The 20,548-nt window shown below is 72.4% G+C and carries 18 protein-coding genes and 2 pseudogenes; 8 read left to right on the forward strand and 12 right to left on the reverse strand.

All coding sequences use genetic code 11. The features are described from left to right. Nucleotides 1-3 precede the first annotated feature (3 nt). Together ACIP4Y_RS09645 and ACIP4Y_RS09650 are read left to right on the forward strand one after the other, a co-directional pair. Nucleotides 4-588: a WHG domain-containing protein gene (locus tag ACIP4Y_RS09645; protein ID WP_358641201.1), complete on the forward strand. Its 585-nt coding sequence runs from the start codon at nucleotides 4-6 to the stop codon at nucleotides 586-588. Continuing rightward, entirely contained in the window at nucleotides 581-1,297 is a 717-nt protein-coding gene (locus ACIP4Y_RS09650) for an alpha/beta fold hydrolase (RefSeq protein ID WP_401390045.1), read from the forward strand. The genes ACIP4Y_RS09645 and ACIP4Y_RS09650 overlap by 8 nt, the downstream gene beginning before the upstream one ends. Here the strand turns inward: ACIP4Y_RS09650 and ACIP4Y_RS09655 are convergent. The 3 genes and pseudogenes from ACIP4Y_RS09655 to ACIP4Y_RS09665 form a co-directional block, all read right to left on the reverse strand. After that, nucleotides 1,231-2,041 (reverse strand): annotated as a pseudogene (locus ACIP4Y_RS09655) (isocitrate lyase/phosphoenolpyruvate mutase family protein). The gene ACIP4Y_RS09650 and the pseudogene ACIP4Y_RS09655 overlap by 67 nt on opposite strands. A gap of 9 nt (nucleotides 2,042-2,050) precedes the next feature. Then, entirely contained in the window at nucleotides 2,051-3,814 is a 1,764-nt protein-coding gene (locus ACIP4Y_RS09660) for a DUF2264 domain-containing protein (RefSeq protein ID WP_401390677.1), read from the reverse strand. A gap of 68 nt (nucleotides 3,815-3,882) precedes the next feature. Beyond that, complete coding sequence (locus ACIP4Y_RS09665; protein WP_401390048.1) at nucleotides 3,883-4,923, reverse strand: rhamnogalacturonan acetylesterase; 1,041 nt, start codon at nucleotides 4,921-4,923, stop codon at nucleotides 3,883-3,885. A gap of 191 nt (nucleotides 4,924-5,114) precedes the next feature. Between ACIP4Y_RS09665 and ACIP4Y_RS09670 the strand changes: the two genes are divergently transcribed. Then, complete coding sequence (locus ACIP4Y_RS09670; RefSeq protein ID WP_401390051.1) at nucleotides 5,115-6,794, forward strand: rhamnogalacturonan lyase B N-terminal domain-containing protein; 1,680 nt, start codon at nucleotides 5,115-5,117, stop codon at nucleotides 6,792-6,794. Between the two features lie 7 nt (nucleotides 6,795-6,801). Here ACIP4Y_RS09670 and ACIP4Y_RS09675 read toward each other — a convergent pair whose 3' ends face one another. From ACIP4Y_RS09675 to ACIP4Y_RS09685, 3 genes are all read right to left on the reverse strand, one after another. After that, entirely contained in the window at nucleotides 6,802-8,211 is a 1,410-nt protein-coding gene (locus tag ACIP4Y_RS09675) for an RICIN domain-containing protein (protein WP_401390053.1), read from the reverse strand. Nucleotide 8,212: 1 nt separating this feature from the next. After that, complete coding sequence (locus tag ACIP4Y_RS09680; RefSeq protein ID WP_401390055.1) at nucleotides 8,213-9,295, reverse strand: family 43 glycosylhydrolase; 1,083 nt, start codon at nucleotides 9,293-9,295, stop codon at nucleotides 8,213-8,215. A gap of 173 nt (nucleotides 9,296-9,468) precedes the next feature. Beyond that, on the reverse strand, nucleotides 9,469-10,845 hold the full coding sequence (locus tag ACIP4Y_RS09685; RefSeq protein WP_401390058.1) for an amino acid permease: 1,377 nt from the start codon (nucleotides 10,843-10,845) through the stop codon (nucleotides 9,469-9,471). Between the two features lie 198 nt (nucleotides 10,846-11,043). Here ACIP4Y_RS09685 and mmuM point away from each other — a divergent pair, with 198 nt between their 5' ends. Continuing rightward, complete coding sequence (gene mmuM, locus ACIP4Y_RS09690) at nucleotides 11,044-11,970, forward strand: homocysteine S-methyltransferase (protein WP_401390061.1); 927 nt, start codon at nucleotides 11,044-11,046, stop codon at nucleotides 11,968-11,970. A gap of 233 nt (nucleotides 11,971-12,203) precedes the next feature. Here mmuM and ACIP4Y_RS09695 read toward each other — a convergent pair whose 3' ends face one another. Together ACIP4Y_RS09695 and ACIP4Y_RS09700 are read right to left on the reverse strand one after the other, a co-directional pair. After that, a complete protein-coding gene (locus tag ACIP4Y_RS09695; protein WP_401390064.1) occupies nucleotides 12,204-13,769 on the reverse strand; it encodes a carboxylesterase/lipase family protein in 1,566 nt (521 codons plus the stop codon). A gap of 47 nt (nucleotides 13,770-13,816) precedes the next feature. After that, nucleotides 13,817-14,224, reverse strand: coding sequence for a hypothetical protein (locus ACIP4Y_RS09700; protein ID WP_401390067.1), 408 nt, complete (start codon nucleotides 14,222-14,224; stop codon nucleotides 13,817-13,819). A 253-nt stretch (nucleotides 14,225-14,477) separates the two neighbouring features. Between ACIP4Y_RS09700 and ACIP4Y_RS09705 the strand changes: the two genes are divergently transcribed. The 3 genes from ACIP4Y_RS09705 (at nucleotide 14,478) to ACIP4Y_RS09715 (ending at nucleotide 17,053) form a co-directional block, all read left to right on the forward strand. Beyond that, nucleotides 14,478-15,491, forward strand: coding sequence for a hydroxyacid dehydrogenase (locus ACIP4Y_RS09705; protein ID WP_401390069.1), 1,014 nt, complete (start codon nucleotides 14,478-14,480; stop codon nucleotides 15,489-15,491). Nucleotides 15,492-15,695: 204 nt separating this feature from the next. Then, the gene (locus tag ACIP4Y_RS09710) at nucleotides 15,696-16,787 is read left to right on the forward strand and encodes a LacI family DNA-binding transcriptional regulator (RefSeq protein ID WP_401390072.1); all 1,092 of its coding nucleotides are present in this window, start codon (nucleotides 15,696-15,698) and stop codon (nucleotides 16,785-16,787) included. 62 nt (nucleotides 16,788-16,849) lie between these two features. Then, nucleotides 16,850-17,053 (forward strand): hypothetical protein, encoded by a 204-nt coding sequence (locus tag ACIP4Y_RS09715; RefSeq protein WP_401390075.1) that lies wholly within the window; start codon nucleotides 16,850-16,852, stop codon nucleotides 17,051-17,053. A gap of 97 nt (nucleotides 17,054-17,150) precedes the next feature. Here the strand turns inward: ACIP4Y_RS09715 and ACIP4Y_RS09720 are convergent, their stop codons facing one another. The 4 genes from ACIP4Y_RS09720 to ACIP4Y_RS09735 form a co-directional block, all read right to left on the reverse strand. Then, nucleotides 17,151-17,408 carry a hypothetical protein gene (locus tag ACIP4Y_RS09720; RefSeq protein ID WP_358641177.1) on the reverse strand — a complete coding sequence of 86 codons (258 nt, stop codon included), beginning with the start codon at nucleotides 17,406-17,408 and terminating at the stop codon, nucleotides 17,151-17,153. Continuing rightward, nucleotides 17,405-18,283 carry an oxaloacetate decarboxylase gene (locus ACIP4Y_RS09725; protein WP_401390078.1) on the reverse strand — a complete coding sequence of 293 codons (879 nt, stop codon included), beginning with the start codon at nucleotides 18,281-18,283 and terminating at the stop codon, nucleotides 17,405-17,407. The genes ACIP4Y_RS09720 and ACIP4Y_RS09725 overlap by 4 nt, the downstream gene beginning before the upstream one ends. 165 nt (nucleotides 18,284-18,448) lie before the next feature. Beyond that, complete coding sequence (locus tag ACIP4Y_RS09730; protein ID WP_401390081.1) at nucleotides 18,449-19,105, reverse strand: ThuA domain-containing protein; 657 nt, start codon at nucleotides 19,103-19,105, stop codon at nucleotides 18,449-18,451. Between the two features lie 69 nt (nucleotides 19,106-19,174). Then, a complete protein-coding gene (locus ACIP4Y_RS09735; protein WP_401390084.1) occupies nucleotides 19,175-19,723 on the reverse strand; it encodes a membrane lipoprotein in 549 nt (182 codons plus the stop codon). Between the two features lie 61 nt (nucleotides 19,724-19,784). Between ACIP4Y_RS09735 and ACIP4Y_RS09740 the strand changes: the two are divergent. Then, nucleotides 19,785-20,417: pseudogene (locus tag ACIP4Y_RS09740) on the forward strand (VOC family protein). Nucleotides 20,418-20,548: the final 131 nt, after the last annotated feature.

The raw sequence follows: 20,548 nt of genomic DNA on the forward strand, positions 1-20,548 counted from the left end.
CAGGTGGCCCGGGCGGGACTGAGCGCGCAGCGGGTGGTGGCGGCCGCCGCGGAGCTTGCGGACGAGGTCGGGTTCGACCAGGTCAGCATCTCCGCGCTGGCCCGCCGCTTCGGCGTCAAGGACGCGAGCCTGTACTCGCACGTCCGCAGTCTCCAGGACCTCCGCACCCGGCTGGCGCTGTACGCGGGCGGCGAGCTGATCGACCGGATCGCGGCGGCCGTGGCCGGCCGGGCCGGCAAGGAGGCGCTGACGGCGTTCGCCGGCGCCTACCGCGACTACGCCCTGCGCCACCCGGGCCGGTACGCGGCCACCCAGATCCGCATCGACCAGGCCCTGATCGCCGACTCCCCCGCACTGCGCCGCACCGCGCAGATCACCTACGGCATGCTGCGCGCGTACGGCCTGGAGGAACCGGACCTGACGGACGCGGTGCGCCTGCTGCGCAGCACCTTCCACGGCTACTGCGTCCTGGAGAGCGCGGGCGGCTTCGGCGCGGACCGGGACGTGACGGCCTCCTGGGACAAGGCGGTCGACGCCCTGCACCTCGCCCTCGAACACTGGCCCCGGGAGACGGAGAACGATGACTGACAGGCCGTACCACGACGTCACGGGCCGCGGTCCCGTACTGCTGCTGGTGCCGGGCGGGGCCGGGCATCCGATGGGCCTCGGGCCGCTCACCGAGCGGCTGGCCACGCGCTTCACCGTGGTGACGTACGACCCGCTGGGCCTCGCACACGGCCGGCTCGGCCGGCCGGTCGCCGAGCAGCGGGTCACGGACTGGAGCGAGGGCGCGCGGCGAGTGCTGGAAGAGGTGCTGCCGGCGGGTGAGTCGGCGTACGTGTGCGGCACCAGCTCCGGTGGCATCGCGGTCCTGGACCTGCTGGCCCGGTACCCCGGCCGGCTGGCGCACGTGGTCGCGCACGAGCCGCCGTGCGTGACGGTCCTGCCGGACGGGACGGACCGGCGGACGGAGCTGATCGAGCAGCTGGACGGGCCCGGACGGCCGCCCGCCGAGGGCGAGTCGGCGACCCCGATGGGGGTGTTCCTGGCCCGGGTGCTGCGCCCGTTCAGCGCGTACACGCCCGCCGTACCCTTGCCTCCGGGCCGGCTCACGATCGCCGCCGGGACCGGCTCGCGCGGCCAACTGCTGCACCGTACGGCCGAGTTCTTGGCCGGACGGCTCGGGTGTGCCTTTGCCGAGTTCCCGGGCGGGCATCTCGGCACGCTGGATCACCCCGTGGAGTTCGCCGACGCACTCGCCGAGACGCTGCGTTCCAGCGCGCGGACGTCGGCGTAGGACGGGGTCGTACCGCCCGGGGCGCGTCCGGCCGCGATGTCGGCCATGGCGTCCAGGGCCGCGCCGAGTGCCCGCCGGTACAGCAGCGAACCGAGGCTGATCCGGCGTACACCGAGGCCGGCGAGCTGGCCGACCGTGGGTCCGGCGGGCGTGTACAGCACGTTGAGGGGGACGGCGGTGTGCCGGACGAGGGTGGCGATGCGCCCGGGATCGCTCAGGCCCGGTACGAACACCCCGTCGGCGCCGGCTTCCTGGTAGGCGTCGAGCCGGCGCAGGGTCTCCTTCTCGTCGCCGTCGCCCGACCAGTACGTGTCCGTACGGGCGTTGACGAACAGACCGGGCACGGCGGCCTTCACCGCGGCGATCTTCGCCGCGTGTCGGCCGGCCGGGCCCAGGCCGTCCTCCAGATTGATGCCGACAGCGCCGACCGCTCGCAACTCCCGTGCCAGCTCGGCGACTTCGTCCGGGTCCTCGCTGAAGCCGTCCTCGGCGTCGACGGAGAGGAGATACGGCTCGGAGCGTAGGGTGAGGGCGAGACGGACGGTGTGCTCGCGGGTCGGCCTCCCCGTCGGGCAGGCCGACGGCCGCCGCGACCGCCAGGCTCGTCGTGGCGATCGCCCGGAAGCCCCGGGCGGCGAGGGCGGCGGCCGAGGCGTGGTCCCAGGCGTTGGGCAGCAGCAGCGGCTCGCCCGGACGGTGGTGGAGGCCGGCGAAGGACTGGGCGGAGGCAGGCTCTGCGGTCATACGGCCACGCTAGACCCGGCACGTTTCGGCAGCCGCCGAACCGTCCCGGGGTGCCACCGACCACGAGGCACCCGCGGAGCGCCCGTCCGGCGCCGTGAACCGGAAGGCGGCGGTCACGCCCTCGGGCCAGTTCACCCGCACCTCGTGGCCCGGCTCCGCGCCGTCGGCCTCGCGCACCGCCACGGACACCAGATCGGTCAGGGGCAGCGGGTCCGGCTCCCCGGTGAGCCGGGCGAGCGCCACGAAGAGCGTGCCCGCACCGTCCCCGGTCAACCCGGTCAGCTCGGCCGACAGACCGGTGACGGGCGCGAGTTCGGCCCGTACGCCGTCTCCGTCCGGCCAGCCCGTCACCCGCACCGGAGTCCCGGGCGCCGCGCCCGCCACCAGATGGGCCCGTACCTCCACGGCACCTCGCACCACCACCAGGCTGGTGACGGTGACCCCGGCGCGCACGGTGTGCCGGGAGGCGATCCACCCGTCCCCCGTGCCGAGCGGCTCGATCCCCGTACGGCTCGCGTCACCGTCGACGATCACGCTGTTGTCGTACGACGGCACGGGCGCGGTGGCGGTCGAGTAGGCGAGCCGGGTGTAGTGGGGGTCGTAGCGGACGTCCTCGCTGCCGTGGTTGTGCAGCCGGACCAGTCCGTCGGAACGGGTGGTCTGCACCAGCCAGTTGGGGACGGGCACGGGGTGCGCGTCGTCGGTGTGGTCGGCCGGGGCGGGTGCCTCCTGCGCCGTCCACACCTCGTGCCCGGGCGGCAGCAGCAGACCGAGAAAGCCCTTGCTCGCCCAGTACGGGGAGGCGGGGCCGGAGTACGTCTGCACCAGGGACTCGTCGGGGCCGAGCCAGCCGAGCGGCAGCAGACCCCGCTCGTCCACCGCGCCGCCGTCGAGGAAGTACCGCAGGGCGCCGGAGGCCAGGCGGCGGGTCTCGCCGGGGGGCAGGGGGGTGTGCCCGGTCAGGGCGCCGAGCCAGAGCGGGGCCGTCGTGGCGAAGCGGTAGGTGAGGGAGCGGCCCTGGCGCAGGGGGGCGCCGTCGGCGCCGAACAGGCGGGCGTAGTCGGCGAGGTGGCGTGACAACCGTCGACCGTATACAGAAAGCAGTTCACTGTCGTCTGCCAGCCATGCGTGGAGGACTGTATACAGATGCATGGCCCAGCCGTTGTAGTAGTCGAACTTCCGGCCGTCGCCGTCCGTGTACCAGCCGTCGCCGACGTACCAGCCCTCGACCCGCTCCAGCCCGCGGTCGATCGCCTTGCGCGCCGCTTCCTCCTGGTGGCCGATCTCCGCGAGGAAGCCGCCGACGGTGACCGGGAACAGTTCCCAGTTGCACGGCCAGGGTTCGGCGGTGAGCGCGTCCGCCAGCCAGGCGGCGGTCCGCTGGCGCACCGTGTCGTCCAGGCGGTCCCACAGCAGCGGCCGGGTCAGCCGCAGGGCGAGGGCGATCGAGGCGGCCTCGACCAGCGGCTGACTGCGGTCCGTGATCCGCGGCCAGACGCCTCCGGGACCGGACGCGAGGCCCTCGGCGTACCGGCCGAGCGCGGTCTCGTCGTGGCGGAACGCGGCCAGCAGCAGGGTGCGGGCGTAGCCTTCGAGCCCGTCGGAGAGGCGGCCGGAGTGGCTCGCGTGGTCGCCGGGCAGGTGATAGAGGGCGCGGTCGGGGGTGGCGTACGGCGCGACGGCGGCGAGCAGGGCGTCGGCGGCGGTCTCCCAGTGGGCGCGGGTGTAACCGGTGTACGGGCTCGATCGGCGGTCGTCGGCGGGCAGTTCGATCACGGCGGTGGCTGTCCTTCCTCGCGGGACCCGGGGCGCTCCGGTTCCTGCCGGGGCGCCCCGGGGGTTCATCCCACCCGTACCGTGCCCTCGGGCACCAGATGCTGGGCGAGCAGTTCGTCGCGGACCAGGCCCGCGTACAGGGTGGCGCCGTGGACGGAGGTGTGCGTGTTGTCGCGCTTCTCGTTGTAGAGGTAGACCGACTTGGAGCCTTCCACGCCGAGGGACTCCACCAGCGCCTTGGTCTTCGCGGTGAGGTCGATCAGCGGGACGTGCTCGGCGGCGGCGACCGAGCGGATGACGGCCGGGTGGTCGACGCCGAGGCCGTTGACGAGCAGGGCGGTGTTGTTGTTCAGGGTGCCGTCGGCGTTGAACCACCGGCGCACGATCGGGGTGACGAGCACCGGCCGGCCGCCCTGAGCGCGGATGCCCGCCACCAGGGTCTCGAGGTTGGCGCGGTAGGTCGCCTCGTCGGTGGTCTTGTCGTTGTGGGCGAGCTGGACGAGGACCAGGTCGCCGGGCCGGATCCGCGGCTGCACGGTGCCCCAGAGCTGTGGGTTCTGCAGATAGGTGACCGTACTCTCGCCCGAGTCGGCGTAGTTGGCGACGGACAGGCCCTTGCGCAGGTACTGCGGGAGCTGCTGGCCCCAGCCGGAGTAGGGGTCGGCGGGCTGGTCGCAGACGGTGGAGTCGCCGATGAGGACGATCTGGCGGGCGTGCCGGGCCGGGGTGACCTTGATGCCGGCGAGGGCGGGTGCGGAGCCGCCGAGTGACAGGTCCAGGCCGGGCGTTCCGTCGGGTCCGGTGGGTTCGCCCTCGGGGGTGCGGACGTCGACGGTGAAGCTGCGGCTGATGTGCTCGCCGGCCGCCGCGGCCGTCTCCGGCAGCAGCGAGCGCCGGGTCTCGCCGGTGATGCGGGTGCTGGACGCGGTGGCGCCGCCGAGCCGGACGGTCACGTCGTAGGTGCCGGGCGGGACGTCGAAGTGGCAGGCGGTGGCGGTGCAGTTGTCGATGCCGGGCGGCTTGCCCGGGTGGGCCTGGGCGGGGGCCGCCGTCAGTACGGCGCCCAGGGCGGCCGGCACCAGCAAGGCGGCTGTGAAACGTCTCATGAGCGGCTCCTCCGTCGGTCGAACCTCGGCCGACCGGAGACCGTACCGCTCCGGACAAGCGCTTTCTAGCCTTTGGCGATATTTCTTACCACCACCAACTTCACCGTAGTGAAAGCCCTTTCGCAAAATCGATTCAACTGTCACCCTGCCAGACACCCGCACACCCCGGACCTCCCGAAGGAGGCACCCCCATGTCCGGATCCCTCGACAGCGCGGTCACCCGCCGCGGCTTCGTCGTCGGCGCCGCTGCCGCCGCCGGTTCCGTCGCCCTCGCCGGCCCGCTCGCCACCGCCGCGTCCGCCGCCGGCTTCGGCTGGAGCGACGACGGCTCGAACTACGTCGTCGACACCGGCGCCGGCCTCGTGTTCAAGGTCAGCAAGGTCACCGGCGACCTGACCTCCCTGGCTTACAAGGGCACCGAGTACCAGGGCTACGGCGGCAAGAACTCGCACATCGAGTCCGGCCTCGGCAGCTCCACGGTGACCCTGGCCCAGTCCGGCTCCACCATCCTGATCTCGGTCACCCACGGCACGCTGCGCCACTACTACGCCGCCCGCAGCGGTGAGAACAACGTCTACCTGTGGACCAACAAGGCCGACTCCTCGGTCAGCGCGACCCGCTACATCGTGCGCGTCCGGGCGGGCCTGTTCCTCAACGACCAGCCTGACTCCTACACCTACACCACCAGGACCATCGAGGCCTCGGACGTGTTCGCGAAGTCCGACGGGCAGACCCGCTCCAAGCACTACTCCAAGCTCCGGGCCATCGACTACGACTACATCGGCTGGACCACCGGCAGCGTCGGCCTGTGGATCGTCCGCAGCAACCACGAGAAGGCCTCCGGCGGCCCCTTCTACCGCTCCCTGCTGCGCCACCAGAGTGCCGACGGCGGCGGGCTGTACGAGATCCTGTACTACGGCGAGAACCAGACCGAGGACGAGCGGTACGGCCTCCAGGGCCCGTACGTCATCGCGTTCACGGACGGCGGGGCACCGTCGTCCGCCCTGTACCACGGCACGCTGACCACTCCGTGGGCCGACTCGCTGGGCATCGCCGGGTACGTGCCGGACAGCGGGCGGGGGCGGGTGGCCGGAGTCGGCATCACCGGGCGGAACACGGCGTACCCGTACACGGTCGGACTCGCCAACGGGGCAGCGCAGTACTGGGCGGCGGCGCGTGCCTCCGACGGGTATTTCTCGGTCTCCCGCATACTGCCGGGCGCATACACGCTGACTGTCTACAAGGGTGAGTTGGCTGTATACAGTACACAGGTGACCGTATCCGCGGGCGCGACGACCACTGTGAACACGATCGCCATCCCGTCGTCCAACGACCCGTCCACCGCGACCGCGATCTGGCGGATCGGCGACTGGAACGGCACCCCGAGCGGCTTCAAGAACGCGGACCTGATGACGTACGCCCACCCTTCCGACGTGCGGGCCGCGTCCTGGACCGGGAACGTCGTGATCGGCAGTGGTACGGAGACGTCCGCGTTCCCGTGTTACCTCTGGAAGGACGTCAACAGCGGGCTGCTGGTCTACTTCCGGCTCACCGCCGCGCAGGCCGCCGCCGCGCACACCCTGAGGATCGGCGTGACGACGGCCTACGCCAACGGCCGGCCGCAGATCACGGTCAACGACGCCTGGACCTCTGCGATCCCCGCCCCGCCCATCCAGCCGAGCACCCGGTCCCTGACGGTGGGCTCGTACCGGGGCAACAACCACACCTTCACCTACAGCGTCCCGGCCAGTGCCTGGCGCACGGACACCGGCCAGTACAACGTGCTGAAGATCAACGTGGTGAGCGGTTCGGGGACGACCGGCTATCTCAGCGCGGGCACGGCGATCGACGCGATCGACCTGCTCATCTGATTCATCATCAGGTACCGCGTCTCCACTGCTGGTTGGTGCCCCCGTTGCATGTGTAGGTGATGAGCGCGGCGGAGTTGGCGGTGGAGGCGCCGGACACGTCCAGGCACTCCCCGCTCGCGCGGGCCCTGAGGGTGACGTACGAGCCGGAGGCGGTGACCGACCACTGCTGGCTGCCGGCGCCGGTGCAGTTCTCCTGCGTGACGCTGCTCGCGTTCTCCTGCAGGCACAGGGAGCTGCCCCGGCCCACCAGCGCGTGGTAGCCGTTGCCGAGGTCCTTGAACCACCACTTCTGGTTGGCGCCGCCGTTGCAGGTGTACTGGCTGACGGCGACGCCCTGCCACAGGGACTGGTTCGCCACGTCGGCGCACTTGGCGCTGTGCCGGGCGATCAGCGTGTTGTAGGCGGCGCTGGTGCCGGTGACGGTGCCCGCGGTGGTGTCGACGGTGAGCTCGGGAGACCAGGACATGCTCATCGAGGTGGAGGTCGGGAAGGCCAGCGGCAGCCAGACGTACCGGGAGTCGTTGACCTTGCCGCCGAAGGAGTTGCCCCAGCGGTCGCCCATGTAGAGGTACGAGGTGCCCGAACTGCCCTGCACCGGAAGGACGTAGGCGGTCTGGGAGCCGTAGGCGGTGGAGTCGCCGACGTTCGTCCAGGAGGTCCAGGGGCCGGCGAGGGAGGTGGCGGTGGCGTACTGCTGCTGGTTGGGGTTCCAGCCGGTGGCTCCCGACGTGAGCATGAAGTACACGCCGCCACGCTTGAACAGGGCGGGGGCCTCGCGATGGCCGCCGGGCCAGGGGTTGGCGACCAGGCTGTCGATGCCGGTGTAGTCGGAGGTGAGCCGGTAGATGTGCAGGTCGTAGTTCTCGTTGGCGGCCGAGACCATGTAGGCGGTGCCGTCGGTGTCGACGTACGTGGTCAGGTCGCGGGACATGTACTGGCCGAGCGGGCGGAAGCTGCCCCGGTAGGTGTAGGTGCCGTCGACCGTGTCGGAGACGGCGACGGCGGCGCGTGCCTGGCTGTAGTCGGCGCCGTTCTCCTTGTGCATCCACATGACGAACTTGCCGCTGGCCGCATTGTAGATGACCTTGGGGCGTTCGATGTAGGCGGTGGCCAGTTCGGTGGCCGAGGACTGGGTGAGGACACGGCCGCGGAACTCCCAGTTCTTCAGGTCGGTGGAACGGTAGGCGTCCACGGACCGGAAGGTGTTGTCGCTGTTGCGGTCCTCGCCGAACCAGTAGTAGTACGCGCCGACTTTGAGGACGCCGCCGCCGTGGGCGTGCATCGGATTCCCTGCGGTGTCGGCGAACTGTATACCGTTGGCAATCGTCTGCGGTGCCGCCTGGGCGGGGCCGGCGGTCGCCAGGGCGGCGGCGAGGGCGCAGCACAGGGCGAGCAGGATGGCGTACGCGCGTCTCATCTCAGGCACCCGCCTTCACGGTGTCGGCCACGGGGACGCCGAAGTCCGGGGTACCGTCCGGCTTCCAGCCGAGTTTCTGGATGCGGGTGTGCCGGTTGGGGTCGTGCAGCGGGTCGCCGGTGATCTCCTTGTACTGGCGGGCGTGGTAGACGAGGACGTCGGTACGGCCGTCCTCCGCGACGGTGAAGCAGTTGTGGCCGGGGCCGTACTGCTTCGTGGTGTCGTTGCTGGTGAAGACGGGGACGGGCGACTTGCTCCAGCTCCGCGGGTCCATCGGGTCGCTGTGGATGTCGGCGGTGAGCAGGCCCAGGCAGTAGTGCCAGTCGGTGGCGCTGGCCGAGTAGGTGAGGAAGACGCGGCCGTTGCGTTGCAGGACGGAAGGGCCCTCGTTGACCTTGTAGCCGACACACTCCCAGTCGTACTCGGGAGTGGACAGTCGGACCTGGGGGCCGGTCAGCGTCCAGGGGTTGGTCATCTTGGAGATCCACAGCGCGGTGTTGTTGTCCATGCCGGGCTCGTGCTGGGCCCAGACCAGATAGCGGGTGCCGTGGTGCTTGAAGGTGGTGGCGTCGAGGGAGAAGGTCTCCCAGGCGGTCTTGACCTGGCCGCGTTCGACCCAAGTGCCCTTGAAGGGGTCGGGGTTCGCATTCTCCAGCACCCAGATGCGGATGGCCCAGACGTCCTCGGCGGGGGCGGAGGCGAAGTAGATGTACCACTTGCCGCCGATCCGGTGCAGCTCGGGTGCCCAGATGTGCGCGCCCATCGGGCCGGTGGCGTGTGCCCGCCAGATCACCGACTCGGCGGCGGTGGACAGTCCGTTCAGGGTGGGGGCGCGGCGCAGGATGATGCGGTCGTACTCGGGGACGGTCGCCGTGAAGTAGTAGAGGCCGTCGGTGTGGCGGGTGATGTGCGGGTCGGCGCGCTGGAGGACGAGTGGGTTCACGTGGGGGGCCGCCTTGCCGGGCGCGGGCGGGGACGCGAGCGCGGGGGTCGCGGAGGTGGCCGCCAGGGCACCGGCGGCTGCGGCACCCTTCAGGAGCAGCCGGCGGGAGGGTGTTTCGGGCAGGTCGTGGTCGCGGCTCATGCGGACTGCCTCTCGGTGGGGGACAGCGGTACCTTCGACATGTCGTACGTTCGAAATCACGCACAGCATCTGTGATCCCGAACGCCGAAAAGGTAAGGGTGGGCCACGAGAGGGTCAATGGGTCGGACGGGAGGAGGGGAAAGCGCTTCCCCTCCGGGGGTGGACATCTGACGTCAGGCGGGCGTTCCGGCCTGCTCCTGACGGCCGCGCAGCCACACGTACACCGGGATGCCCGCGAAGAGGAACAGCACGCCCTGATAGACGGCCGCGTAGCCGGCGCCGGCGATCAGCCAGAAGGAGAAGGCGAAGGACAGCGCGGCGACGGTGAGGTCACGGGCGAGGCCGGCCGGGCGGACCTGGGCGCGGGAGCCCTGCACCAGCCAGTACAACTGGGCGGCGGCGGACAGCAGATAGGGCACGCAGCCGGTGAACGTGGTGATGAGCACGAGGACCCGGAAGGTGGTGTCCGGACCCGCCGTGTAGTTGAGGGCGATCAGGGCTGTGCCGAGGACCGCGCAGGCCCACACTCCGAAGCCGGGCACTCCGCCCTTGCCCGTCTTGGCGAAGGAAGCCGGGAAGAGTCCGTCGCGGGCGGCGGCGTACGGCATCTGCGCGGCCAGCAGGATCCATCCGTTGAGGCAGCCGGTGATGGAGACGACGGCGACCAGGGCGATGGCGGTGCCGCCCCAGTGGCCGCCGGTGATCGCATCTACGGCATCCGCGAACGGCGCGCCGGACTGGGCGAGTTGCGCGTGCGGGACCAGGCCGAAGACGGCGACCGTGCCGAGCAGGTAGACGAGCGCGGAGCCCAGCGTGCCGAGGATGCTCGCGCGGCCCACCGTGCGTTCCGGGTCGTCCACCTCGCCCGCGCTCACCGCGGCCGACTCGACCCCGAGGAAGCTGTAGAGAAGCAGTGCGGCCGAGGCGGCGACGGCGCCCGGGACGCTGTCACCGGTGGCGTTGAACGGGCCGAAGTTGTCGGTGTGTACGAAGAACAGGCCGACGGTGGCGATGAGGAGAAGAGGGACGAACTTCAGTATGGTGCATACGATCTGCACCATACCGACGACACGGGTACCGGCGAAGTTCGCGGCGGCCGGCAGCCACAGTGCGGCAACGGCGACCAGACCTTCGAGCAGGTGGTTGCCGTGCAGGGGTATGAGGACGTCGACGTATCCGACGACGGCGACCGCGAGCGCGGCGATGCTGACCCAGCACATCGTCCAGTACGACCAGGCCGACAGGAACCCCGCGAACGGGCCGAAGGCATCGCGGGGGTAGACGTACAGGCCGCCGGTGACCGGGCTGCGGCGGGCCAGCTTCCCGAAGAGCAGGGCGAGCAGGACGGCTGCGACGGACAGGACGGCGAAGGCGAGCAGGCTGACCGTGCCGTACGGGGCCACGGTGGCGGGCAGGGCGAAGATGCCTCCGCCGATGATGTTGCCCATCACGAGGGCGGTGGCGGCAGCCAGGCCGAAGGTGCGGCGCCGGGGAGTGCCGGCGGAGGATTCGGTGGGCCGTGCGGGCTCGGTGGAGCTGGGGGCAGTCATGACGGGTTCCGTACACGGGGAGCGGGAGGGGGGAGGCGTGATCGTAACCCGGCGTCCCACATGCTGGGCGATCTGTTCACGAACTGGACACAATGGTTGCCGCGCGCGGAGTTTCCGCAGGTCAGGATGAGCAGGGGCGGTTGCTCACCTGCTGGACACCCGGGTTCGCTTCCCTCGCGCTTCGATTAGCGTCATGACATGACCAGCAACACCTCCCCCAGTCTCGCCACAGCCCTCGCCGCCGGAACCGTCGTGCTCGACGGCGGCATGTCCAACCAGCTCGAGTCGGCCGGACACGATCTGAGCGACGAGCTGTGGTCGGCACGCCTGCTCGCCGAGCGGCCCGAGGCGGTCACCGAGGCACACCTCGCCTACTTCGGGGCGGGCGCGGAGGTCGCGATCACCGCCAGCTACCAGGCCACCTTCGAGGGTTTCGCGAAGCGCGGGATCAGCCGTGCGGAGGGGACCCGACTGCTCGGGCTGAGCGTGGAGCTGGCCCGGCAGGCCGCCCGGCAGGCCCAGGTGGAGGGTGATGACCGGCCGTTGTGGGTGGCGGCCTCGGTCGGCCCGTACGGGGCGATGCTCGCGGACGGTTCCGAGTACCGGGGCCGGTACGGTCTGAGCGTCGAGGAGCTGGAGCGGTTCCACCGGCCGCGCCTGGAGGTGCTGGCCGAGGCCGCGCCGGACGTCCTGGCGCTGGAGACGGTTCCGGACGCGGACGAGGCGGCGGCCCTGCTGCGGGCGGTGCGCGGCCTGGGGGTGCCCGCCTGGCTTTCGTATACGGTCGACGGTCGGCACACCCGCGCGGGACAGCCGCTGGAAGAAGCCTTCGCTCTGGCCGCAGACGTGGACGAGGTCATCGCGGTCGGAGTGAACTGCTGTGCGCCCGAGGATGTGGCGGACGCCGTCGGGATCGCGGCCCGCGTGACGGGCAAACCGGTGGTGGTCTACCCCAACAGCGGCGAGGCGTGGGACGCGGAGGCTCGTGCCTGGGCAGGGCGCACCACGTTCAGCGCCGAGCAGGTCAAGGCGTGGCGGGACGCGGGGGCTCGGCTGATCGGGGGGTGCTGCCGGGTGGGGCCGGCGGCGATCGCGTCGATGGCGCAGGCGCTGGACGCGGTCTGAGCGCGCCGCGCGGCACCGGCTGCGTCATCGTCCTGGTGCCGTCGTTCTGCTGCCGTCGGCCGCTCATGCCCGCCGGCCGGAAGACCCGACTGCGTCGGTGACGGTCCTCCCCTGACTGGGCCGCTCCGGCGATTGTCGACCGGCGACAGTCGCCCGTCGCCCGGCAACAGTCATCTGTCGCCCGTCGACTGTGGCCTGTGACCTGTCGCCAAGCGACAGATGACAGACGGCGATCACCGCCGTCGGGCCCCCGCCGACCGTCGCAACCGCCGTACCGCCGCGGCCCACTCGGCTCCTGGGGCCCGGATCTCGGCGGGGCCGGGCTCCGTGGTGGTGTAGGTGGTCGACCATAGGGCGAGTTCTGCATCCCGTGGACCGTATGCCGTATACGGTCCACCGTCGCCGAACATCCGCACCGGATGCGACGCGTCCCAGGCCTGCCACCCTGGATCCCCGGTCGCGACGAACCGCACCCAGGCCGCGTGCATCGCGTCGCACAGCTCCTGCGGGGCGCCCTCGCCGGCCAATTTCTTGGACTCGGGCACGTCACCGGTGTCGAAGACGAAGCCCAGTTCCAGTGCGTGGCAGGCGCCGAGGTCGGGGAGGCGGGACGGCCAGGCGAACTCGTAGAGGTAGGAGGTGCCGGGCCGGGCGTCGGCGAGGCGGTGCAGCGGGGCGCGCAGCAGGTGGTCGGTGACCATCTGGCCGACGATCTCGGCGACGCCGGCGTTTGGGTGGAGGGCACGGTAGGCGCGGGGCACCTCGTGTCCGGCGTGGCAGCGGGCCATGGCTACGGCGAGGGCGACAGGGCCGAGACGGTCGATGTGTTCCAGCAGTCCGCCGGGCACGAACCAGAGCCGGTACTCGTCGCGGGTCCAGCCCATGAGCAGTTGGACGCCTTGGGCGGCGTCGCCGTCGAGCAGGGCCTGGAGGGGGTCGCGGGGTACGAGATCGCCGTCCACGACGATGCCGAACGCGGGGCCGCCCAGGACCGGGCTGCTGAGCCGGCCGACCTCGGCCTGGGTGCGCAGCAGCAGGTCGCGGTCGACGGCGGCGAAGGCCTCGGCGGTGGCGGGGATCTTCAGCCGGGTGGCCATGCGGCGCACCATGCGCCGTACCTTGTCCCGGTCGGAGGCTTCCGGCGGGCCGCTCTGCAGGACCGCGCGCCGGATCAGGCCGCGGGTCGCGGGGGCGGCGAGCAGGACGCCGGTGCTGATGGCGCCGGCCGACTGGCCGCACAGGGTGACCTGGTCGGGGTCGCCGCCGAAGGCGTCGATCGTTTCGTGCACCCAGCGCAGGGCGGCGAGCTGGTCGCGCAGGCCGGGGTTGGGGGGTGCGTCCGGGAACAGGCCGTAACCCTCGACGCCCAGTCGGTAGTTGACCGAGACGCAGACGACGCCGTCGCGGGCGAAGTTGCGGCCGTCGTACACCGGCACGGCGGAGGAGCCCCTCGTCAGGGCGCCGCCGTGCAGCCAGACGAGGACGGGGAGCCGGGCGCCGGGTCCGGGCTCGGGGGTCCATACGTTGAGGTTGAGGCAGTCGTCGCCGGGGATCACCGGGTCGGACAGGTACCGGGCGAACGCCTCGGAGTACGGGGGTTTCGGCGCGGTGGGGCCGAAGGCGCCGGCGTCGCGGACGCCGTCCCAGGGCTCGGGCGGCTGGGGCGGGCGGAACCGTCGGGGGCCGAAGGGCGGGGCGGCGTACGGGATGCCGCGGAACACCGCGATGCCGTGCTCGTACCGACCGCGTACGGCTCCGTGGGGTGTGCTGACCACGGGGCCCGCCTGGTCTGCCGTCATCGCCCGCCAGCCCTTCGCCGCGCTCGTGCACCGTTCACATCAGAGCATCACATCGCCCGGATGTATTCCGGTGCAGGGGCCTGGGGGCTGGGCTGTTCGGCGTACCTGAGTGCGCCGGAGGCGGGCTGCTCGTAGCGGTTGTCGACGGTCGGGTCGGTCCCGGTGGCCCGCACCACGAGGGTTCCGTGTGCGCAGGTGGTGCTTCCGGTCCGCAGCGCGGCGACCCGGCCGAGGGTGCCGTAGGCACGGCCGTAGGCACGGCCGTCGAGACCGAGAGTGCCGCAGGCACGGCCGTCGAGGAGGACGTCGCCGAGGTCGCCGTGGATCCACGGGGCGGGCGGCGGGGTGCCTACGGTGAGGGCCGAATGAGGGTGGGTGCCGCTCGTGCATCCGGCCGTGGCGGTGACGGTGAACGCGGGCGGGCAGGCGACCGGTTGCCACTCCCGAAGCGCCACGGGTCGGGAGCGCGCCCCCGCCGGGGACCCGTGAACGGGTCGGCACCACAGACGGCGTCCAGTCGGTTCGCCGCGCCGGACGCAACCCGCCGCCTGGCCGGAGAGGCCGGCCGGCCGGCGAGCCGCCGCCTGGCCGGCGACCCGCCGTGATCCGCCGCCCGGCCCCTGCCGATTGACCCGTTCTTCCCGGCGGACATACGTTAGAAGGCGCTTTCTCACAACGCTTCCACGCTCCCGTTTCGTCAGGAGAGCCATGCCCAGCCCTCAGCCGCCGCGGGCCGTGTTCGCGATGGATCCGGTGCACCTCCCGCTGCTCTTCCCCCCGCCGCTCCTGGACCGGCTGAGGCGGACGGCCGACATCGACCCGGCGTTCGTGGTCCGGGACTTCGCCGATCCGGCGGCGGCCGACGCGCTGGCTTCGGCCGAGGTGCTGATCACCGGCTGGGGCTGCCCGCACCTGGACGCCGGTGTCCTGGCCGCGGTGCCGAAGCTGCGTGCCGTCCTGCACGCCGCCGGCTCGGTCCGTTCCCTGGTCGGGGAGGCGCTGTGGGCCGGTGGCGTCACCGTCTCCAGCGCGGTCACCGGCAACGCGCTGCCGGTGGCTGAGTACACGCTCGCGATGATCCTGCTCGTCGGCAAGGACGCCTTCGGCCACCGCGAGCGCTACCGCCGCACCCACACCCATCCGAACCCCGCCGAAACCGCGGCCACCGGCAACCTCGGCCGCCGCGTCGGGGTCGTCGGCGCCTCCCGCGTGGGCCGCCGGCTCATGGAGCTGCTGCGGCCGTTCGACTTCACGGTCCTGCTGTACGACCCCTACGTCAGTCCCGCCGAGGCCGCCGGCCTGGGGGCGGAACCGGTGCCGCTGGAGGAGCTGCTGCGGCGCAGCGACATCGTCACCCTGCACGCCCCCGACATCCCCGAGACCCACCACATGCTCGACCGGGCCCGGCTGGCCCTGGTCCGGGACGGGGGCGTGCTGATCAACACCGCGCGCGGTGCGCTGGTCGACCACGAGGCGCTGACGCAGGAGCTGGTGTCGGGACGCCTGGGTGCGGTCCTCGACGTCACGGACCCCGAACCGCTGCCCGCGGGGTCGCCGCTGTACCGGCTGCCCAACGTCTTCCTCACCCCGCACATCGCGGGCTCGCTCGGCAACGAGCTGGAACGGCTGGGCGCGATCGTCGTGGAGGAGCTGGAGCGGCTGGCCGAGGGCCTGCCGCCGCGGCACGAGGTGCGGCACGCGGATCTGTCCCGGGTCGCCTGATACGGCCGCCCGAACCGCCGCCCACAGGCACCCTGCTTTCGAAAGCAGTGGCGCCCGCCATCCCGTGAATTCCCGTGTCTTCCCGCCGTCTTGACGCACCCCTATCGTAGGAAGCGCTTTCTGTACGGTCGGTGAGCAGGCCGTAGGAGCAGCGTTGGTCGCAACTTTCGGTGGCCCACGGGCGGGCCGGAGAGGTGGTTCCCTATGGTCCGTGCGGGGAGTGCGAGCGTGGCGGCCGGGCCGACGCTGGCGGTGGTGGCCCGGGAGGCGGGCGTGTCGGTGCCCACCGCGTCCAAGGTGGTCAACGGCCGGGAGGACGTGGCACCGGAGACCCGCCGCCGGGTGACCGAGGCACTCGACCGGCTCGGCTATGTGCGCCGGCCCCGCTTCGACGCGTCGAAGGCGCCGGGCCTGGTGGACCTGGTGCTGCACTCGCTGGAGAGTTCCTGGTCGGGTGCGGTGCTGCAGGGAGTGGAGGCGGCGGCGTACGAGGCGGGTCTGGAGGTGGTGGTCTCGGCCGGGCCGACCCGGACCCGGGACGCCCGGCCCGGGCGCGGCTGGCTGGACAAGCTGACCACGCGCGGCTCCTCCGGCGTGCTGTTGCCGCTCGGGGAGCTGTCCGCCGCGCAGTACGGGTGGCTGGACCACCACCGCATCCCGTACGTGCTCATCGACCCGGTGCACGAGCCGCCGGCCGGGGTGGTGTCGGTCGGGGCGGCCAACTGGCAGGGCGGGGTGAGCGCGACCGAGCATCTGCTGGGACTGGGCCACGAGCGGATCGCGGTGATCGCCGGGCACCGGCGTGCGATGGCCGACGGCGCCCGGGTGGCCGGCTACCGCTCGGCGCTCGCCTCGGCGGGCGTGCGGCAGTGCGCCGAGTACGTGCGGCACGCGGGCCGTGACGAGACCACCGCCCGGCTGCGCATGCACGAGCTGCTGGACCTGCCCGAGCCGCCGACCGCGGTGTTCGTGTGCGCGGACCGGATGGCGCTCGGGGTGTACGCGGCGCTCGCGGAGCGGGGGTTGCGGGTGCCGGACGAGGTGAGCGTGGTGGGTTTCGACGATCTGCTTGAGGCCCGCTGGGTCGCTCCGGCGCTCACCACCGTCCGCCAGCCGCTGGCGGAGATGGCGGCGACGGCGTTGCGGCTGCTGGTGCGGATGATGCACGGCGAGCGCCCGGAGGGGACGCGGACGGAGCTGTCGACTCGGCTGGTGGAGCGGGCGAGCACGGCCCCGCCTCCGGCGAGCCGCGCCGCGGCGCGCGGACCGGTGCCGGCCGGGCCGTCGACCGCGTGACGTGGGCGGCCGGTTCGGGCGGAGTGCGGTGACCGTGCCGGTGCGGGGTTCGTTTGCCGGGCATGAAGCGCACCACGCGTACCGCCGCGGCCCTCGCCGTGGCCGCAGCCGCCCTGGTCACCGTCTACGGCTCGGCGCACGCCGCCTGCCGTACCGTCGCTCCCGGACCGCAGCGCGCCACCGTGGCCTCGCCCGCCGACGAGCACGACCCGAAGGAGGACGTCGAGCTCGACGAGAACGGCCGTCCCGACCTCACGGAGGACTGAGTCCCCGGACGGTCCGGACACACGGCGACGGCCGGGCACCTCCCGCACGGGGTGCCCGGCCGTCTTGCCGTTCCGGTTGTCCCGGTCTCTCGTTCCCTCAGTCCTCCTCGCCCCGGTCGGCGCCGAAGAGGGCCTCCACCACGTCCACGGCGCTGCCGTCGTGGTCGCTGCCGGCGGTGCCGCTGCCGGTCTGCACGTTGGCCGCGCGGTCGACCTCGAGCCAGGAGTCGGCCTGCGAGTTGTCGATCACGGTGATCAGACTCCCGGACGACGCGACCGCGGGTACGGCACCGGTCGCGAGGAGCGCGGCGGCGACCGCCGTGGCCACGCCGAGCCGGGGTACGGCTCCGGTCACACGCCCACGCCCTCGGGGGTGAGCCGCTCGGGGGTGAGCCGCTCGGGGGCGATGTTGCGCTCCAGCAGGCTGGTGGAGGCCTGCACACCGACCCCGCTCTCCGGGTCCACCTCCGGCAGCCGGCCGTCGGCGGCCTTGAGGCCGGCGAGGGCGGAGTCCATCGCCTCGTGCGCGGCGAACAGGCACGGGGTGCTGTAGATGGCGACGTCCACGCCGAGGTCGGACAGCTCGCCGAGGGACAGGCGGGGCGACTTGCCGCCGGCGATCTGGTTGAACAGCAGCGGCTTGTCCCCGACGACCTCCCGGATCCGTTTGATCCACTCGACGCTGCGCACGCCGTCGACCAGCACCACGTCGGCGTCGGTGGCCGCCAGCTGTTCGGCGCGGTGCAGGATGTCGTGCTCGTCGGTGGCGTCGGTACGGGCGACGACGACCAGGTCCTTGCGGGTCTCAAGGACCTTGTGGAGCTTCTCCAGGTACTCCTCCAGGGGCAGCACCTGCTTGCCGTCGGCGTGGCCGCAGCGGCGGGGCCGCTTCTGGTCCTCGAGGATCACCCCGGAGGCGCCGATGCGCTCCAGTCCTTCGACGACGTGGCAGGCGACCTCGGGGTCGACGTACCCGTCGTCGATGTCGACCAGCAGGTGGTGGTGCGGGAACGCGCCCCGCAGCCGCTGGACGAAGGCCACCATGTCGGGCCAGGCGATGAATCCGATGTCCGGCAGCCCGTAGTACGAGGCCGCGAAGCCGAAGCCCGAAACGAACATCCCGTCGTAGTGCTTGGCCGCGATCGACGCCGAGTACATGTCGTACACGCCGATCAGCGGAGTGGTCCCGGGCTCGGCGATGCGCTCGCGCAGCTTCTTCCCGTAAGTCAAGGTCCGGCTCCTCCTGTGGGTGGGTGACGCGGGGCGGAAGGGGGGGTGGGCCGCCGCGTCTCGACGCCCTTTGCCAAGACAAGAGCATCTCTAGATAGTCACGTGACCTTCCTCCTACGCCAGCTTTACTCACTCCGATGGCGGAACCGGTTCACCGCAGAAACGTCACTCGGCGAGCCGTCCCGCCCAGGTGAGACCCCCGTTGAGGTGGGCCAGGAAGACCGGGTCGCGGTAGGCGTCGGCGGCATGGCCGAGCGCCGTGTAGAACACGCGTCCGCCTGCGGCACCCTGTTCGCGGCACCAGGCCAGCGGATGGTCCGCACCCATCCCGCCGCCGTCGTACGACGTCTCGTCGGCGCGCAGCAGCACCCGTGCCCCGCCGCCCGGAGGGTGGTCGAAGTCGTACCACTCGTCGGTGACCTCCCACACGGCCGGCAGCCGCCGGGTGGCGGGGTGGGCGGGGTCCGTGACGAGGGCGCGGCCGGGCTGGTGGGCGGGGTGCCGGGTGAAGCGGGCGCCGAGGAGTTCGCCGTAGTACGGCCACCCGTACTCGGTGCAGGCCGCCGCGTGCACCCCGGCGAAGCCTCCGCCCGAACGGACGTGGCTCCCCAGCCGTTCGCGCCCGGCCGGGCTGAGCACGTCGCCGCTGGTGGAGAGGAAGACCACGGCCGCGAACGCGTCCAGCGGCCGTTCGAGGTCCGCGGGGTCCTCGGTGTGCTCGACGGCGAACCGGCCGAGGGCCCGGACGGCGGCGACGGCGTCCGGGATGGAGTCGTGCCGGTGGTCGGCGGTACGGGTGTAGAGGAGGAGACGAGGAGGCATGCCACCCGACTCCAGGCGGGCGCGCCCCGGCCCGGGACCGGCGTTTCCGGCCCCCGGTGGACGAACGGGTCAACCGCCCTCGCCCACACTGTTGTCGGGCGCTCCGTCGCCGTAGGACGGGAGGTCGCCGCGCTGCACCGGGGCCGTCGCCGTGCGGGGCGGCGGCAGGAGGCCGGCGAGTTCCTCCGGTGCGGGGCGGTGGACGGCGTCGGCGGCTCGGCGGAGCACGCCGGGTGCGACCTTCTCGCCGCCGATCCGCACCACCCGGCCCTTCGCCGGTGCCCGGCAGACGTAGCCCTCGGGGCAGTCGGCGGCGCTGCCGCGCTCGGCGTAGAGGTGGAGTACGGCGCCGTCCCTAGCCCAGTACGAGGCGGAGAAGCCGTCGTCCCCGTTCACGCCGACCGACTGCTGGGCGAGCGTGAAGCCCGGTACGTCGGTGACGTAGACGAGTTCGGGTGCGATGCCCAACGCGCGGAGCCGGTCGTCGAGTTCGTGCCGCCCCTGGGTGGTGGCCGGCGCGGGCTCCCGGGCGTCGCCGGCATCCGCCTTCTCGGTGCCGCACGCCGTGAGCAGGGCGGGCAGGAGCAGCAGCGGCAGGGCGCGTGCGGTACGGATCATGTGCCCATGGTGCCGCACGGGCGTTCCCGGGGGCGGTTTCGAGCCCGTGACCTCCTGGGCGGTGAACGAGATTCCGCCACTGCCGGACCATCTCGTCCTCGCCACGCCTGACCTGGGCGCGGCGGTCGCCGGGTTCGTGCGGCGGACCGGGGTCGTGCCGGTGCCCGGCGGGGTGCATGTCGGGCTGGGACGCGCAATCACCTGGTGGGGCTGGGCGGCCGGAGCTGTCTGGAGATCCTCGGGCCGGATCCGGAGCAGCCCGAGCCCGCCGGGCCGCGGCCGTTCGGCGTCGACCGGCCGGCCGGCCCCTCCGTGCCGGCCTGGGCGATCAGCCCGCCGGGCCTGGACGCGGCGGTCGTCGCGGCGCGGGCGCGGGGTCATGACCCGGGTGCGGTACGGCCGATGAGCCGCCGTACCCGGGAGGGCACCCTGCCGCGGTGGCGGCTGACCGACGCCGGTCCCGTTGGAGGCCTCGGGTCTGCTGCCGTTCCTCATCGACTGGGGCGACTCCCCGCACCCGGCCGCCTCGGGCCTGCCGGTCACCCCGCTGCCGGCGGTGCCGGCCCCGGCCCTGGGCCCTCAGTTGGTGCGCGGCCCCCTCGCCGCCCCGGGCACCTCGCTGACGCTCACGGCGGGCCCGGCCGCGCTCTCCTTCAGCGTGGACACACCGAACGGACCGGTCGCTTTCGGCTGAGCGCCGGAAGCCGAGCACCACGGTCCTTCTTCCGGCTCTTGCCGGGTTCGCTGGGTCACGCGGGAACCACGCCCTCCAATTGAACGTGTTCAAATGCGGCCCTGCCCATCGGGGCCCTCGCTGTCGCGCGA

Source organism: Streptomyces sp. NPDC088810, from assembly GCF_044750305.1.
Lineage (GTDB): Bacteria > Actinomycetota > Actinomycetes > Streptomycetales > Streptomycetaceae > Streptomyces.

Bases quoted from the DNA above. Each gene is read 5' to 3' on its own strand.
- ACIP4Y_RS09710 (WP_401390072.1), top strand. From the start codon at position 15,696: ATGGTCCGTGCGGGGAGTGCGAGCGTGGCGGCCGGGCCGACGCTGGCG.
- ACIP4Y_RS09715 (WP_401390075.1), top strand. From the start codon at position 16,850: ATGAAGCGCACCACGCGTACCGCCGCGGCCCTCGCCGTGGCCGCAGCC.
- ACIP4Y_RS09680 (WP_401390055.1), bottom strand. From the start codon at position 9,295: ATGAGCCGCGACCACGACCTGCCCGAAACACCCTCCCGCCGGCTGCTC.
- ACIP4Y_RS09650 (WP_401390045.1), top strand. From the start codon at position 581: ATGACTGACAGGCCGTACCACGACGTCACGGGCCGCGGTCCCGTACTG.
- ACIP4Y_RS09705 (WP_401390069.1), top strand. From the start codon at position 14,478: ATGCCCAGCCCTCAGCCGCCGCGGGCCGTGTTCGCGATGGATCCGGTG.
- ACIP4Y_RS09670 (WP_401390051.1), top strand. From the start codon at position 5,115: ATGTCCGGATCCCTCGACAGCGCGGTCACCCGCCGCGGCTTCGTCGTC.
- ACIP4Y_RS09665 (WP_401390048.1), bottom strand. From the start codon at position 4,923: ATGAGACGTTTCACAGCCGCCTTGCTGGTGCCGGCCGCCCTGGGCGCC.
- ACIP4Y_RS09735 (WP_401390084.1), bottom strand. From the start codon at position 19,723: ATGATCCGTACCGCACGCGCCCTGCCGCTGCTGCTCCTGCCCGCCCTG.
- ACIP4Y_RS09685 (WP_401390058.1), bottom strand. From the start codon at position 10,845: ATGACTGCCCCCAGCTCCACCGAGCCCGCACGGCCCACCGAATCCTCC.
- ACIP4Y_RS09675 (WP_401390053.1), bottom strand. From the start codon at position 8,211: ATGAGACGCGCGTACGCCATCCTGCTCGCCCTGTGCTGCGCCCTCGCC.
- ACIP4Y_RS09695 (WP_401390064.1), bottom strand. From the start codon at position 13,769: ATGACGGCAGACCAGGCGGGCCCCGTGGTCAGCACACCCCACGGAGCC.
- mmuM (WP_401390061.1), top strand. From the start codon at position 11,044: ATGACCAGCAACACCTCCCCCAGTCTCGCCACAGCCCTCGCCGCCGGA.
- ACIP4Y_RS09730 (WP_401390081.1), bottom strand. From the start codon at position 19,105: ATGCCTCCTCGTCTCCTCCTCTACACCCGTACCGCCGACCACCGGCAC.